11 protein-coding genes are annotated in these 15,714 nt (G+C 63.2%); 8 read left to right on the top strand and 3 right to left on the bottom strand.

What is annotated here, in order from left to right:
- Position 1: 1 nt before the first annotated feature.
- Both ASG35_RS11670 and ASG35_RS11665 read right to left on the bottom strand, forming a co-directional pair.
- Positions 2-1,519, bottom strand: coding sequence for a M81 family metallopeptidase (locus ASG35_RS11670; RefSeq protein ID WP_056356718.1), 1,518 nt, complete (start codon positions 1,517-1,519; stop codon positions 2-4).
- A 36-nt stretch (positions 1,520-1,555) separates the two neighbouring features.
- The gene (locus ASG35_RS11665; RefSeq protein ID WP_056356716.1) at positions 1,556-2,830 is read right to left on the bottom strand and encodes an MFS transporter; all 1,275 of its coding nucleotides are present in this window, start codon (positions 2,828-2,830) and stop codon (positions 1,556-1,558) included.
- 185 nt (positions 2,831-3,015) lie between these two features.
- Here ASG35_RS11665 and ASG35_RS11660 point away from each other — a divergent pair, with 185 nt between their 5' ends.
- Entirely contained in the window at positions 3,016-3,978 is a 963-nt protein-coding gene (locus tag ASG35_RS11660; protein WP_056356714.1) for a LysR family transcriptional regulator, read from the top strand.
- A gap of 8 nt (positions 3,979-3,986) precedes the next feature.
- Here ASG35_RS11660 and ASG35_RS11655 read toward each other — a convergent pair whose 3' ends face one another.
- On the bottom strand, positions 3,987-7,523 hold the full coding sequence (locus tag ASG35_RS11655; RefSeq protein WP_056356711.1) for an ABC transporter ATP-binding protein: 3,537 nt from the start codon (positions 7,521-7,523) through the stop codon (positions 3,987-3,989).
- 111 nt (positions 7,524-7,634) lie between these two features.
- Between ASG35_RS11655 and ASG35_RS11650 the strand changes: the two genes are divergently transcribed.
- The 7 genes from ASG35_RS11650 (at position 7,635) to ASG35_RS11620 (ending at position 15,689) form a co-directional block, all read left to right on the top strand.
- A complete protein-coding gene (locus tag ASG35_RS11650) occupies positions 7,635-8,579 on the top strand; it encodes a LysR family transcriptional regulator (RefSeq protein ID WP_056356709.1) in 945 nt (314 codons plus the stop codon).
- A 212-nt stretch (positions 8,580-8,791) separates the two neighbouring features.
- Complete coding sequence (locus tag ASG35_RS11645) at positions 8,792-9,796, top strand: AraC family transcriptional regulator (protein ID WP_082508329.1); 1,005 nt, start codon at positions 8,792-8,794, stop codon at positions 9,794-9,796.
- Between the two features lie 190 nt (positions 9,797-9,986).
- Positions 9,987-11,057, top strand: a complete 1,071-nt coding sequence (locus ASG35_RS11640; RefSeq protein ID WP_056356706.1) for an ABC transporter substrate-binding protein — start codon at positions 9,987-9,989, stop codon at positions 11,055-11,057.
- Positions 11,058-11,124: 67 nt separating this feature from the next.
- On the top strand, positions 11,125-11,928 hold the full coding sequence (locus ASG35_RS11635; RefSeq protein WP_056356704.1) for an ATP-binding cassette domain-containing protein: 804 nt from the start codon (positions 11,125-11,127) through the stop codon (positions 11,926-11,928).
- Between the two features lie 15 nt (positions 11,929-11,943).
- Positions 11,944-13,203, top strand: a complete 1,260-nt coding sequence (locus tag ASG35_RS11630; RefSeq protein ID WP_056356703.1) for a sugar ABC transporter permease — start codon at positions 11,944-11,946, stop codon at positions 13,201-13,203.
- 35 nt (positions 13,204-13,238) lie between these two features.
- On the top strand, positions 13,239-13,967 hold the full coding sequence (locus tag ASG35_RS11625; protein WP_056356701.1) for an SDR family oxidoreductase: 729 nt from the start codon (positions 13,239-13,241) through the stop codon (positions 13,965-13,967).
- An 87-nt stretch (positions 13,968-14,054) separates the two neighbouring features.
- Positions 14,055-15,689 carry an FGGY-family carbohydrate kinase gene (locus ASG35_RS11620; protein WP_056356698.1) on the top strand — a complete coding sequence of 545 codons (1,635 nt, stop codon included), beginning with the start codon at positions 14,055-14,057 and terminating at the stop codon, positions 15,687-15,689.
- Positions 15,690-15,714 lie beyond the last annotated feature (25 nt).

The following is a 15,714-nucleotide window of genomic DNA, read 5'->3' as shown; positions in this document are numbered from 1 at the left end:
CCTATTTGCGAAGCGTCTCGTGCGCGAACACCGGCCCGCATGGACTCGTACGCATGCCGTCCGCCAGACGGGTCCACGGCAGGTCGGCGGGATCGGCCGTCATGGGTCCGGGCGCCTTTGCAACGAGCACCGCATGTGCGATCGGTTCGAAATCCGCACGAAAATGCACCGAGCTCTTGTTGACGAGCACCTTCATGGATTCCGGCTGAATGCCAGCGACCCTGTACAGATTACGATCGAGCATCTGCGCCTTGCTCGAACTCACCGCGACCAGCACGCCATCCACGCGCAGGCACGCAACGGGACCAAGTTCGGCCTGCATGCCGTTCATCATCGGACCGTCGTAGCGGCAGCGTCCATCGGAGAGAAACATCACTTCGAAATTGCCCGCGAACGGCGCATCGCCCGGCACGCCTGACTGACCACCGAGCGATAAATCGAGCCGCGCGCCCACGCCTGCGCGATGCGCGGCCGCTGCCGCATCGGGATCGCAGATAAGGCCGAACGCGGCGTCGCGCGCGCCGTTGCGCACGAGCGCGCGCAGCATCTCCATGGTGTTGGCGTCACCGCCGGCGCCGGGGTTGTCCTGCGTATCGGCGATCACGACCGGACGTCTCGCGCCAGTAGCTGCGCGCATGGCTTCCTGCACGGCTTCATCGGGCGAGAGGAACGGCACACGCCACGCTGCTTCCTCGTCGATCATGCGCTGATGAAGGGTATCGACGGCCGCCTGCGCGGCATCCGCCGAATGAGCGTACGCCCAGATGACGGGGCCGCATTCGGGGAAATTGGCGGCCGGAAAGCCCGGCGCGAACGAGACAGAAACAACATCCAAGGTTTCCAGCGCGCCGACGTTTTCATACATGCCACGCGATGGTTCGAGCAACGTACACATGCCGTTGATCGGAATCAGGAACGGCAGACGCCGCGATGCGCAGTGAAGCGTCTCGCCTGCCATCAACCGTTCGAGCAGCGCAGCCGCGCGCGCGCCGGTTTCGGCCATGTCCACATGCGGATAAGTCCGGTACGCGACGAGCGCATCGGCGTGGCGCAGCATGCGTTCGGTCACGTTTGCATGCAGGTCGAGCGACGCGACAAGCGGCACGTCCTTGCCGACCACATTACGCACCCGCTCGAGCAGTTCGCCTTCGCCGTCATCGACATGCTCGGCGACCATTGCGCCATGCAGGTCGAGATAGACCGCATCGAACTTCTGTCTACGGACCGCCTCGACGATCTCGCCGGAGATCCGTTCGAACGCATCGCGTGTGACGTGCGCGGACGGACTTGCACCCGTCCAGATCACCGGCACGAGCGTATGTCCCGCCGCTTCAGCCGCGCGGATGAAACCGCCTGCCGGAATGTTGACGTTGCGAAGCGCGAGTACATCCATGCCGCGCGACATCTGCGGGAAACCCTCGCCGCGCTCGAAGTTTTCGTAGGCCGCTTTCGATGGCGCGAAGGTGTTGGTTTCGTGCTGGAAACCTGCAATCAGGATGCTGCGTTTTTGCTGGGACACGGTAAGCCTCGTGGAAAAATAAGCGGCGCGTTGTTGTCAGCGCGATTGCGGCGTGGCCGCCGGGCGCATCATGATCAGCACGATTGCGCCAATGGCTAGCAGCACGACCATCACGTAGAGACCGGCCTGGAGGTTGCCCGTCGCGGTGCGCGCCCAGCCTATGATCGTCGGGCTAAGAAAGCCGCCAATCAGGCCGATCGTGTTGATGAGCGCGATCCCGCCCGACGCCGCATCGCCCTTCAGGTACTCGGGCGGCATCGCCCAGAACACTGTGTAGGCAACCCACATCATCGCGGTGGCAATGGTGATGCAAGTGAGCGAGATCGCAAGCTGGCCGCCGTAGAACGTGGCGATCGCGAGCGTCGCCGACCCGATCAACGCGGGAATGGCGCTGTGATAACGGCGCTCGCCGTGACGATCGGAACTGCGTCCGACAACAGTCATCGCAATGGCCGATGCAATGTACGGAATCGCGGAATACAGGCCGATCTGCATGGTGTCGGTGACGCCGTCCGCTTTCAGTATGGTCGGAAGCCAGAAGCTCACCGCATAGATCCCGCAGATGAAGCAAAAATACGGTACGGCCATCAGATAAACACGCGGGTCCTTCGCAACTTGCGCGAACGAATGATGGGTGCTCGACGAATCGACTTCCGATGCAAGCAGGCGCTTCTCGTCGCTGCTAAGCCAGCGCGCGTCGGCGGGCCGATCATCGAGAACGAACAGCGCGAGGATGCCGAAGATCACGCACGGCAAGCCTTCGACCAGGAACATCCACTGCCAGCCGTCCAGGCCGTGCGCACCGGAAAACGACGTCATGATCCAGGTTGAAAGCGGGCCGCCGAACATGCCGCCTATGGGTCCGGCGAGCATCACGATCGCCATCACTTGCGCCATGCGCGCGCGGCTGTACCAGTACGTCAGGTAGAAGATCATGCCGGGCGCAAAACCCGCTTCGAACACGCCGAGCAAAAAGCGCATTGCATAGAACATTGGTTCGCTGTGCACGAACAGCATCGCCGCCGATGTCAAACCCCATAGCACCATGATCCGGCTGATCGTCTTGCGCGCGCCGATTTTCGGCAGCAGCAAATTGCTTGGCACTTCGAACAATACGTAGCCGAGGAAGAAGATGCCCGCGCCGAGTCCGTAGACGGCATCGGAGAAACCGAGATCGCTTTGCATCTGCAATTTGGCGAAGCCGATGTTCACGCGATCCAGATACGCGAAGGTATAGCAGAGCAGCAGGAATGGCAGCAGCCGCCAGTTCAGCTTGCGATACAAGGCCGCGTGCCTTTCGGCGGTCAGCATGGAAGGGATGGCGGACAAGGCGGTCTCCAGAGGACGTGGCGCGCACAGCGCGAAAACGTGACGGGACTTATCGTCGGCATCCAAAATTAGGCGAGCAAGAGCAACTGAAGTCGGCTATCGTTGCTCACAGGGCAACAGTAGGCAACACTAATTTCACTGCAAACCATTTCAGGCACGAGGAGCCGATGCGCGAACTGAATCAACGCCGAATGCGCTATTTCTACGAAGTGCTCACCTGTGGCTCGATCCGCGCGGCCGCCGATAGCCTCAATACAGCGCCTTCGGTCATCACGCGGCAGATCCGGCTGCTGGAGGAAGAGATCGGCGCGGTGCTCTTCGAGCGCCAGGCACGTGGCGTTCAGCCGACCGAAGCGGCGTCTCATTTGCTTGAGTACTGGCGCGGGTGTCAGTCGCAACAGGAACAACTCGAAGACCATCTTCAGGAGCTGCGTGGCCTGCAGCGCGGGCAGATCAGGCTCGCGATCAGCGAGGGATACATAGATGGCTTGATGGAGCAGGTGCTCACGGACTTCTGCATCCAGTACCCGAACCTGGATGTGACCGTCGATATCCTGCCGGTCAACAACGTGCAGGTGGAGGTCGCCGAAAGCCGCGCGCACATCGGGCTGGCATACAACCCGCCCGCGCATGCGGATATCGACTATCGGGCGACCGCGTCGCAGCCCGTCGTGCTGCTGGTCCACGCGCAGCATCCGCTGGCGCAGCGCGGTGGCCCGGTGACCGTCGAGGAAATGCTGCGATGTCCACTTGCGCTAATGCCGCCGGCATTCGGCCTCGGTCAGGTCGTGGAACTGCTCGCGTATGCGGAGAATCTGCGGATTCGCCCGACGTTGACGACCAATTCGCTGGCGGTGCTGCGTCACTTCGTGACACGCGGCGATGGCGCCACGCTGATTGGCGCGTTCTCGGTGTATCGGGAGATTGCAGCGGGCGAACTGGTGGCATTGCCGATCCGGCATCCGATCTTCGAGGCGGCCAAGGCGCGGGTTCTGGTGAAATCGGGCAGGCCGCTCGCCGCGGCTGCCAATGAATTGCTCAAATGGATCCTGGAGCGGATGACAGTGTTTCAAGCGCCGCCGGAAACAACGGCGCCGCCGAGGAAAGCGCGGCGCCGGGTCAAGGAGTGAATGCGTGACTACGCAGCCAGCACGCCGGATTGATGCGCCACGAGCCTTGCGTACGCGCCGCGCGCGGCCAGAAGTTCGGCATGACTGCCTGCCTCGACAACCTTCCCGCCGTCCATGACCACAATCGTGTCGGCGTTCTGAATAGTCGACAAACGATGCGCGATGATGATCGACGTGCGATGCGCCATCAGATCATCGAGGGCAGCACGAATCTGCTGCTCGCTGATGGTGTCCAGGTGCGAGGTCGCTTCGTCCATGATCAGGATCGGCGAGTCCTTCAGGAACGCGCGAGCGATCGCTACCCGCTGGCGCTGCCCGCCCGAGAGTTGCACGCCGCGCTCGCCGACCCGGGTTGCAAGACCATCGGGCAGGCGGTCGACGAATTCGCTCAACGCTGCCCGATCCAGTGCGCGGCGCACGTCGGCATTGGAAACATCGCGGCCGGCTAGACGGATGTTTGCTTCCAGCGTGTCGTTGAACAAATACGTGTCCTGCGCGACCAGCGCAATATGACTGCGCAGATCATCGAGACGCAATTGCCGCAGGTCGATGCCACCCAGCGTAATTGTGCCTTGCTGCGGGTCCCAAAAGCGGAGCAGCAGGTTCGCCACCGTCGACTTGCCCGCGCCGGACGATCCGACCAGCGCCACGGTGCTGCCCGGGCGCACGGCAATGCTGACCCGATCCAGCGCGGGCGCTGTGCGGCCCGGATACGCAAACCTCACTGCATGGAGCTGCACTTGCGGGTTCGGAGGAACGGGCAGGTTTCCATCGGTTACCGGCTCGGGCTCGGATTCAACGACGTGCAGGCGACGCGTGGACGCGATCGTATCCGCCAGCTGGCGTGCCACCTGGCCTATTTCGGTGACCGGCATGAAGGCGGCGACCGCAATCAGCACGAGCAACGGCAGCCATTCGTGCGCAAACCATCCCCGCGAAGCCAGCACAGCGCCCAGCAAGGCCACGGCAAGACCGCCAAGACCGGTCGCAATTTCGAGGGTCGCGCTTTGATGCGACAGATCGTCCAGCAGGGCTGATCGCTGCTTCTGATAAACCGCGACATCGGCGAGAAAGACAGCGCGGCGCCGGTCCGTCGCCTGGAACGCGGTGAGTTCGGCCAGGCCCTGGATTGTCTCCGTGAGATGCGCGCCAAGCTGTCCCAACGCGGCGCGGGCCTGGCTGCCAAGCTTGTCGATCTTGCTGCGCGCGAAGACGGGAGTCAGGCCTGCGCACGCCAGAAAGGGCAGCAGCACCAGCGCGAGCGGCCACGCCACGAACGCCAACAGCGTGAGCACGCTGGCCGGAATCAGCACCGCGACGAAGGCCGGAGCCACGGTGTGCGCATAAAAATACTCGACCGTTTCCACGTCCTGGGTTGCGAGCGCGACGAGGTCGCCCGAGCGCCGGCGCAGCAGATATGCGGGCGCGAGGCGCTCGAGCTTTGCGAACAGCGCAATGCGCATTTCCGCCAGCAGCCGATAAGCCATGTCATGCGAGAGCCAGGATTCCAGCCAGTGCAGCGTCGCTGCAACCGGAGCCGCGATCAGCAGCCCGACTGTCAGCGCCAGAACCGGCCGTCCCGAAGCAACGCCCGCAACCACGAGCGCGCCGAGCGCACCAACGCCGATGAAACTCAGCACGCGGCCAATCCCGCACAGCACGGTCAGCGCGAGCTTCCATCGCCAAGGCCGTACGAAGCGCAACAGGGTGCGCAGCGTGTCGCTCCACGCGATCTCGGCGGCGTCCTCGGCGAGCGCACGCGTCTGCGGTCCCGACGAGGCGGTGACCGCGCTCGGCCGTGGCATCGCGGCCGGGCGTTCGGCGGTTGCGGAAACCTGGGGACCCATCAACCGGCGATACGCCCCGGGACGCGCCATCAGCTCGGCATGCGTGCCGCTCTCGACTACCCGCCCGTGGTCCAGCACGAGAATCCGGTCCGCACCGATCACACTCGACAAGCGGTGCGCCAGAATCAACGTGGTACGCCCGCGCATCAGGCGGTTGAGTGCCTCCTGGATGACCGCTTCGTTCTCGGCATCGACTGAGGAAAGCGCCTCGTCCAGCACCAGGATGGGCGCATCGCGCAACAGTGCGCGACCAATGGCGATACGCTGCCGCTGGCCGCCGGAAAGCGTCGCGCCGCGTTCTCCTATGCGCGTTGCGTAGCCGTCGGGCAAGGCGGAGATGAAGTCGTGAATGTTGGCGGCGGTGGCAGCGGCGATCATGTCGGCGTCACTGGCATCGTGCCGGCCGAGCCGCAGGTTATCGGCGATCGTGCCGTCGAAAAGCGTGGTGTCCTGGGCGACGATCGCGATCATGCCGCGTACCTGCTCGGGATCGAGCGCGCGAATGTCGTGGCCGCCAATGCGGATTGCGCCCGCCTGAGCGTCGTGCTGGCGCAGCAGCAAACGCAGGATAGTCGACTTGCCCGCGCCGCTCGGCCCGACGATCCCGACCGTTTCGCCCGCGGCAATCTCGAAGCTCAGCGCGGCATGCGCACCGGCGCGACGGCCCGGATAAGCAAAGCCGACATTCTCGAACGCGATGCTGGCAGCAAGCTTCGGAACCGGTGCCGCGCCGGCGGCCGGTGCGTCGCTGCGTGCTTCCAGCAGCGCATGGATGGCGTTCGCCGCCGACTGCCCGACCATGCCTTGATGCAGCACGGAACGCAGATCGCGCAAGGGACGGAAGATCTCGGTTCCCGCCATGAGGATGATCAGCAGCGCTTCCAGGCTCATTTCGCCGTGGCTCACGCGCCAGGCGCCGAGCGCGATAGCGGCGGCGGCTCCCAGGCCAGTGCCCAGGTCGGTGAAGAAGCGAGTGAGCAGGCCGAGTGCGAGTACCCAGAAAGTGCTGTCGGAAAGAGCCCGTGCACGTCCGGCGAGCTTGTGCGCAAAGGCTTCGCTCTGGCCGAACGCCTTGAGCGTCGGCAGGCCTTGCACCGCATCGAGAAACTCTTCGCCAAAGGATTTGAACGCCGCAGCGCGGGCGATGGCCGCGTGTTTATCGGCGTTGTGAACGAGCATGGGCAACGCGAGCGTGGCGAGCGCGGCGATCAGCAGCACAGCCGCAGTCGGCACGTCCCACCAGGCAAGCACCACGAAGATCACCAACGGCGCGCAGGCAGCAATGACGAGTTGCGGCACGTAGGTGCCGAAGAAGGTCTGCAACTGTTCGACACCATCCACGACCGAGAGCATCACGCCGCCAGTTCGCTCGGCGCCGAACCACGCGGGTCCAAGCGCGGTGATGCGATCGAACAGCCGCGCGCGCAGCACCGACTGAACCTTTCCGGCCGTGCCTTGCGCCAGCACGACCCGCCGATGATCGAGCCACGCCCGCAAGATCATGCAGGCAACGGTGCCGGCCGCGGCCATGGCAATGTCCTGCGATGGCGCCCCGGCGTAGGCAAGCGCCAGAACGCGGCCGAGGAACACAAAACGCAGGACGCCGAAAGCCATGGCGATCAGGCCGAGGGCGACCGCTCCCGCAACACGAAGCCGAAGCCCTGCCATCATCATCCACAACTTTCGATCGAAATACATTCCTGCCTCCGGTGAGTTCATTTTCGCTATGCGTACAGGACGTTACCTGTGCCCGGAGAGCGATGCAAAAGATGCTTTTTCAAGGGGTGTTGAATCTCCTACAATACCCCGATGTCCAATATTCCTCCCATCTCGGCGTTGCGCGCCTTCGAGGCAGCGGTGCGGCTTGGCGGCTTTGCCCGCGCGGCTGCGGAGCTGAACGTATCGACCAGTGCGGTGAGCCATCAGATTCGCAGCCTGGAAGAGTCGCTGGGCGCCCGGCTGCTCGAGCGCAGCACGGGCATTGGCGGGATTCAGCTGACGGCGGCGGGGTCCAGTCTGTTGCCCGCGGTGAGCAGTTCGCTATCGCTGCTCGAAGAGGCGTGCTCACAGATCAAGGGCGTTGCGCGAATGCTGACGGTTTCCGCGAATGCGCCGTTTTCGTCGATGTGGCTAGCACGCCGCCTCGCCGAGTTTTCCGCGCGTTATCTGGACACGCCGCTTAACGCCATCATTCAGGAAGGCGAGCCGGACTTTTCGCGGTATGAGATCGATCTCGCCATCGTGCATGTGGCCGAACATGCCTTGCGTCCCGACGACGTCATCCTTCTGCAGGAAGAAGTGTTTCCTGTATGCAGCCCCGAGCTGCATCCGTTTGCATCCACGGCTGTTTGCCGTTGCCGGCTGCTACAGGAAGCACACGAGAATTCTCCCGAAATCGATTGGCGCAACTGGTCGGCCGAGTTCGGCTTGCCCGGCGATTTCGAAACGAAGATCGTCCGGTATAGCAGCTTCAGCCAGGTGATCGGCGCGGCCGTGGGAGGCGCGGGGCTGGCGCTCGGGCGCTCGCCGCTGATCGACCCGGAATTGCGCAGCGGCCGTCTGGTGCGTCTTTTTCCCGCGGTTTCACGGCCGGCATCCTGGCGTTTTGTCGTGCGCCGTGCGCCTACGCGGCGACATCGAATGCTCGATACCCTGATCGATTTTCTTCAGGCGGAAACGGCGGATGCGGATATCGGCGAAATGTCCCCTCTCGCGCCTGTTGGCCAGTCCACGACATTCGACAACGCAGCCTGATACCCGCTATTGCGTTGCACAAAAGTTGACCTCATGGGGCATTCGGGCTTACCCGAATGCAAAATAGTATCAGTCGATGGTCTCAATTTCGGTAGTGCTGACAACGCCAGAAGACTATTGTTCGTGCATGGCGACGCTCGATGCAGATCAATTGCATTTCGTGCAAACGCCTAAAAAGCGTCCAAAAACAAAAGCGGTCCAGGAGGAAGACGATGCCCACCACTCCGAGTACGACGGCGTGCCAATGCGGAACGTGCGGCTATTGCCGTGCGGCGCGCACGGGCGCTCGCCGTGGCAACATCGTCCAGCCTGATCTCGAACTGGTGGCCGTTCCGCGCGACGAGTCTTTCAAGGTCTGGTCGCATGGCTACCCGTATCGCACGGTGCGCTGGCACTTTCATCCCGAATACGAAATCCAGGTGATTACATCGACGACAGGAAAATACTTTGTCGGCGATTACATCGGCACGTTCGAGCCGGGAAACCTCGTGATGACCGGGCCCAATCTCCCGCACAACTGGGTGAGCAACGTGCCCGCCGGGGATCGTGTGGATGAGCGCTGCCTGATCCTGCAATTCGATGCAGGCCTGGTCGAACGGGGCATCGAGATATTCCCGGAACTCAGGCGCGTGCAGCCCTTGCTCAATGCAGCGAACTGGGGCGTGCTTTTCACGCCGAAAACCGGCGCGGCAGCCGAGCCGATCATGCGCGAGATGCTGGGTGCCCAGGGCATGCGGCGCGTCAACCTGTTCATCGGCTTACTCGACTTGCTCGTGCAAAGCCCCGAGCCGATGAAACTGGCGAGCGCCGCATATTGCTCGGACCCGGCGCACTACGCAGAGACGCGCATCAATCATGTGCTTTCGTATATTGGCAAGAACCTGTCGCAAGAGCTGCGCGAGACGGAACTGGCGGAACTCGCCGGGCAAAGCGCCAGCGCCTTTTCGCGCTATTTCCGGCGGCATACAGGCGTGCCGTTCGTCCAGTATGTGAACCGGCTGCGCATCAACCTCGCGTGCCAGTTGCTGATGTCGGGCGAACTGAGCATTACCGATATCTGCTATCAGGTCGGCTTCAACAACATGTCGAACTTCAACCGGCAATTTCTGATGCTCAAAGAGATGTCACCGTCTCGATGGCGCGCGTATCAACAACTCAATGCGGCCAGCGCGACCGAAGAGCCTGAGGTCACGCACGCGCTGGAAGCGGTCGGCTAGCAACTTTATTCTCGTCAGGACAAGAACCGGATGCTGAACAAGGCATCGGGAGGGACCCGCTCGTCTTCACGCTTTGGCATTTTTCACGAGCTCGATCCGGCGATTGAAAACCACGCAGGAATCAGTTTTATCCGCAGCGCATTCACGGCGCCAATCGCGCCGGTATTTTTCTAATAAACGGAGACAATCGATGACCCGACTTTCGACAAAAACGATCGGCGCGAGCGCGCTGACCCTGAGCCTCGGCCTGAGCCTGATGTGCAGCACGGCGGCACAGGCCGCGCCCAGCGGGACGGTGGCTTTCCTGATGCCGGACCAGGCATCGACACGCTATGAACAGCACGACTTCCCGGGCTTCAAGGCGGAAATGGCCAAGCTTTGTCCCAACTGCAAGGTGCTTTACCAGAACGCCAATGCCGACGTCGCGACCCAGCAGCAGCAATTTAATTCGGTGATCTCGCAGGGCGCGAAGGTCATCGTCCTGGATCCGGTCGATTCGACGGCCGCGGCGTCACTGGTTCATCTGGCACAAAGCCAGGGCATCAAGGTGATTGCGTATGACCGGCCGGTGCCATCGACGCCGGCCGACTACTATGTTTCGTTCGATAACGAAGGCATCGGCCGGGCCATCGCCCAGTCGCTCGTCGCGCACCTGAAAGAGAAGGGCGTGCCGACCACCAAAGGCGGTGTGCTCCAGGTCAACGGCTCGCCCACTGACGCAGCTGCCGGACTGATCAAGAACGGCATTCATTCCGGCTTGCAGGGCAGCGGCTACAAGACGCTGGCCGAGTACGACACGCCCGACTGGGCGCCGCCGAAGGCGCAGCAATGGGTCAGCGGCCAGGTCACGCGTTTCGGCTCGCAGATCGTGGGCGTGGTCGCCGCCAATGACGGCACGGGCGGCGGCGCGGTCGCGGCATTCAAGGCGGCCGGCGTGAACCCGGTGCCGCCGGTAACCGGCAACGACGCGACGCTTGCGGGCCTGCAACTGATCGTCGCGGGCGACGAGTACAACACGATCCTGAAGCCGAGCGAGATCGTCGCGGCGGCGGCGGCGAAAGTGGCTGTCGGCTTCCTCTCGGGCCAGGCCCCGAAAGCCCAGACGACGCTCTTCAACACGCCGTCGCAGCTCTTCACGCCGACCGTGGTCACCGCGAAAAACATCAAAACCGATGTGGTCGACAAAGGCATCGTCAGCGCAAAGGATCTGTGCACGGACCGCTATGCCGAAGGCTGCAAGGCCCTGGGCATCTCGAACTGACCCGGCGCGTATCAGGACGGATCCGGCTCGAACCGGATTCCTCCACCTACATCGAGGTACCCGTTCCATGACTGACAATTTCACCACACGATCCAAACCCGGCAAGCTGGTGCTCAGCCTGCGCGGCGTTTCGAAAAACTTCGGGGCGGTTTCCGCGCTGACCGACATTGAACTCGATGTACACGCAGGCGAAGTGGTTGCGCTGGTCGGCGACAACGGCGCCGGTAAATCGACGCTGGTGAAAGTGCTGGCGGGCGTGCATCAACCAAGCTCCGGCACCATTACCTTCGATGGCCAGCCGGTCACGCTGCCAGATCCGGGGGCGGCGCTCGATCTTGGCATCGCGACGGTGTTCCAGGATCTCGCGCTGTGCGAAAACCTCGATGTCGTCGCGAACATTTATCTCGGACGCGAACTGAGCCCGCTGCGTCTCGACGAGGTAGCCATGGAAGTCCGCGCCTGGACGCTGCTCAACGAGCTGTCGGCGCGCATCCCCAGCGTGCGCGACGTGGTTGCGTCGCTCTCCGGCGGACAGCGGCAGACCGTGGCGATTGCGCGGTCGCTGCTGCTGGACCCAAAACTGATCATGCTCGATGAACCCACGGCCGCGCTCGGCGTCGCCCAGACCGCCGAAGTGCTGAACCTGATCGAGCGGGTGCGCGACCGCGGCCATGCCGTAATCATGATCAGCCACAACATGGAGGATGTCCGCGCCGTGGCGGACCGGATCGTCGTGCTGCGCCTCGGGCGCAACAACGGCGTGTTCTACCCCGATTCGTCGAATCAGGAACTCGTGGCCGCGATCACGGGCGCGACCGAAAATGCCGTATCACGGCGCGCCGGCCGGCAGCAGGCCGGGCAAAGCGCTTAAACCCAAGGAACGATCATGATTAACGAAACGCAAGGCGGCTCGACGCCGCCCACGCTGCTCGATCGCAGCGATGTCCGCGTCAAGCACGCTACCGGCGTTGGCGGCACGCTCAGCGCTTTTGTCGACCGGGTGCGCTCGGGCGACCTGGGATCGCTGCCCGTTGTTGCAGGCCTGATCATCATCTGGACGGTATTCACGAGCCTGAACCCGGTCTTTCTCTCCGCCGACAACCTCGTGAACCTGCTCTTCGATTGCTCGACGGTCGGCGTGATCTCGCTCGGTATTGTCTGTGTGCTGATGGTCGGGCAGATCGATTTATCGGTGGGCTCGATGAGCGGCTTCGCTTCTGCGCTCGTCGGCACGCTCTGGGTCAATCACGGCTGGCCGGTGCTGCTGGCGATCGTGGCGGCGATTGTCGTGGGTGCGTTGGTCGGTGCGCTTTATGCGCTGCTGCTGAACCGCCTCGGCATGCCGAGCTTCGTTGCGACGCTGGCCGGGCTGCTCGCCATTCTCGGCATGCAACTGTATGTGCTCGGCGCCACCGGCTCGATCAACCTGCCTTACGGCTCCGCAATGGTGAACCTGGGGCAACTGATCATCATTCCCGCTGTCATCTCCTACCTTCTTGCGCTGGTGCCGGGTGCGGTGATCCTGTTCATAGGGATGCGCACGCGCGAGCGCCGGCGTGCATCGAATCTCTCGGCTTCGTCGATGAGCGGTCTGCTCGTGCGCAGCCTCGTGGTCACCGTGCTGCTCGAGATCGTGGTCGCTTATCTCAACCAGGGACGCGGCGTGCCGCTGATGTTCGGCGTCTTCCTCGGCCTCGCGGTCGCCATGGACTACGCGCTCAAGCGCACGCAATGGGGCCGTTCGATGAACGCCGTCGGCGGCAATCACGAGGCGGCGCGGCGTGCCGGGATCAACGTCGGGCGGATCTACACCAGCGCCTTCGTACTGTGCGCCGGGCTTGCAGCGCTCGGCGGCGTGCTGACTGCCGCGCGGCTTGCATCGGCCAGCCAGCAGGCCGGCACCGGCGACGTCAACCTGAACGCCATCGCAGCAGCGGTGATTGGCGGCACCAGTCTGTTCGGCGGCCGCGGCAGCGCTTATTCGGCGGTGCTGGGCATTATCGTGATCCAGTCGATCGCGAGCGGCCTGACCTTGCTGAACCTGTCGTCCTCGCTGCGCTTCATGATCACCGGCGCGGTGCTGGCTATTGCAGTCGTCGTCGATTCGCTCGCACGTCAGTCGCGCGTTTCGCATGGACGCGCCTAAGGCTCGAATAAATCACGCAATCCAGGAGACAGTAAATGGCTGACATGATGAAGGGAAAAGTTGCCGCCATCACGGGCGCGGCATCGGGTATTGGTCTGGAATGCGCGCGCGTGCTGCTCGCTGAAGGCGCGAAGGTCGTGCTGGTCGATCGCGCGGGCGACCGGCTTGCGCAACTTTGCGCAGAACTCGGGCCGAACGCGCTGCCTTTGCAGATGGACCTGCTGCGTCCGGCGGAAGTCTCCACGCTGTTGCCGCAAATCCTCGAGCGTGCGGGCGGCCTCGATGTATTCCATGCCAACGCGGGTGCGTACGTTGGCGGCGAGGTTGTGGATGGAGACCCCGACGAGTGGGATCGCATGCTCAACCTGAATATCAACGCCGCGTTCCGGTCGGTTCACGCGGTGCTGCCGCATATGATTGCGCAGAAATCCGGCGACATCATCTTTACGAGTTCGATTGCGGGCATCGTTCCGGTCGTGTGGGAGCCCATTTACACGGCCTCCAAGTTCGCGGTGCAGGCGTTCGTGCACACCATCCGCCGGCAGCTCTCCAAACATGGCATACGCGTGGGCGCGGTGGCGCCGGGACCGGTCGTCACGGCGCTGCTCGATGACTGGCCAAAAGCCAAGATGGACGACGCACTCGCCTCAGGCAGCCTGATGCAGCCCAGGGAAGTCGCCGATGCCGTGCTGTTCATGCTGACCCGGCCGCGCAACGTGACCATCCGCGATCTTGTTATCCTTCCGAACAGCGTCGATCTTTGACGCGCGACTAAGTTGTGATGGACGCGGGCGTTGCTGACTCGCGTCCGCCTGAACATCTGCAACGCTTCCCAGAACAGGCCGTGAGCTATGACTTCAGAAAACGCGAATTCCGGCGCAGCAGGCAACGCGCGCTATGTCATTGGCGTGGATGTAGGTACGGGCAGCGCCCGCGCCGGTATCTTCGATCTTGCCGGGCGCATGGTCGCTGCGGCGAAGCACGACATCACCTTGTTCCATGCGAGTGGTTCTATCGTCGAGCAGTCGAGCAGCGAGATCTGGCAGGCTGTCTGCAGCTCCGTGAAAGCGGCGTTATCGCAGTCGGCAATATCGGCCGATGAGATCGCCGGCATCGGCTTCGACGCCACCTGTTCGCTCGTCGTGCTGGGAGAAGGCGGCCGGCCGCTGCCCGTGGGACCATCGGAGCAGGCAGAGCGCGACATTATCGTGTGGATGGATCACCGTGCCGTGGATCAGGCGCAGCGCATCAACGCCGGCGGTCACGACGTGCTGAAGTACGTTGGCGGAAAGATCTCGCCGGAAATGGAGACGCCGAAGCTGTTGTGGCTGCTCGAGAACCGGCCGCACATCTTCGCGGCGGCGTGGCAGTTCTTCGATCTGACCGATTTCCTGACCTGGCGTGCGACCGGCGATCTGTCGAGATCCACTTGCACGGTCACGTGCAAATGGACTTACCTCGCGCACGAGCGGCGCTGGGATGAAAAGTATTTCCAGGCCGTAGGTCTCGGCGCGCTGGCCGACGAAGCGTTCGTGCGGATTGGCAAAACGGTGGTCGATCCGGGAACGCCGCTGGGAAGCGGGCTGACGGCGGCAGCCGCAGCGGAACTCGGACTGCGCACGGGAACGCCGGTCGCGACCGGTGTGATCGATGCGCACGCGGGTGGCATTGGCACCGTCGGCGCCGAAGGTGAACCCGAGTCTTGCCTCGCCTACGTGTTTGGTACGTCGTCCTGCACCATGACCACGACCCGCGAGCCGGTCTTCGTGCCCGGCGTGTGGGGCCCGTATTTTTCAGCGATGGTGCCCGATACTTGGCTCAACGAAGGCGGCCAGTCGGTGGCTGGAGCGGCCATAGAACAATTAGTGTCGATGCACCCCGCAACGCCCGATGCACGGCATCGCGCGGAGCAGGCCGGGCAATCGCTGCCGGTCATGTTGGCGGGGCTGGCGGTGACGGCATCGGAAAGTTTGTCGGCGGCGGCGAAGCTGGCGAAGGGGTTGCATATCGTTCCCGAGTTCCTGGGAAATCGTGCTCCCTTTGCCGATCCGCACGCGAGAGCCGTGATCGCGGGACTCGGCATGGACAACGATCTGGACAGCCTGATCGCGTTGTACATAGCGGGGATTTGCAGCATTGGATATGGCCTTCGCCAGATCATCGAAGTGCAGGCCGCGGCCGGTGCGCCGATCGAGCGGATCATGATCAGCGGCGGCGCGGGGCGGCTCGACCTGGTCCGGCAACTCCTCGCCGATACAACCGGCAAGCCTGTGCTCGCCACGGAGGCGGACGAACCCGTACTGCTGGGCGCGGCTATTCTCGGAGGCGTGGCGGGAGGCCAGTTTGCGGATGTGCGTTCAGCGATGAGAAGCATGTCGCAGATCAGCACGACCTACGAGCCAGCGGCGGGAGAGCTCGCGTCCTTGCATGAGGCCAGATTCCGGGCGTTCACGCAGTTGCAGAACGTGGCGAGGGAAATTCGCTGAAGCAGGACGTGCGGCGTTCGAGAGC

The sequence above is a fragment of the Burkholderia sp. Leaf177 genome (assembly GCF_001424345.1).
GTDB lineage: Bacteria > Pseudomonadota > Gammaproteobacteria > Burkholderiales > Burkholderiaceae > Caballeronia.
The sequence above is the reverse complement of the archived record's forward strand: the minus strand, read 5'-3'. Positions and strand labels throughout refer to the sequence as shown.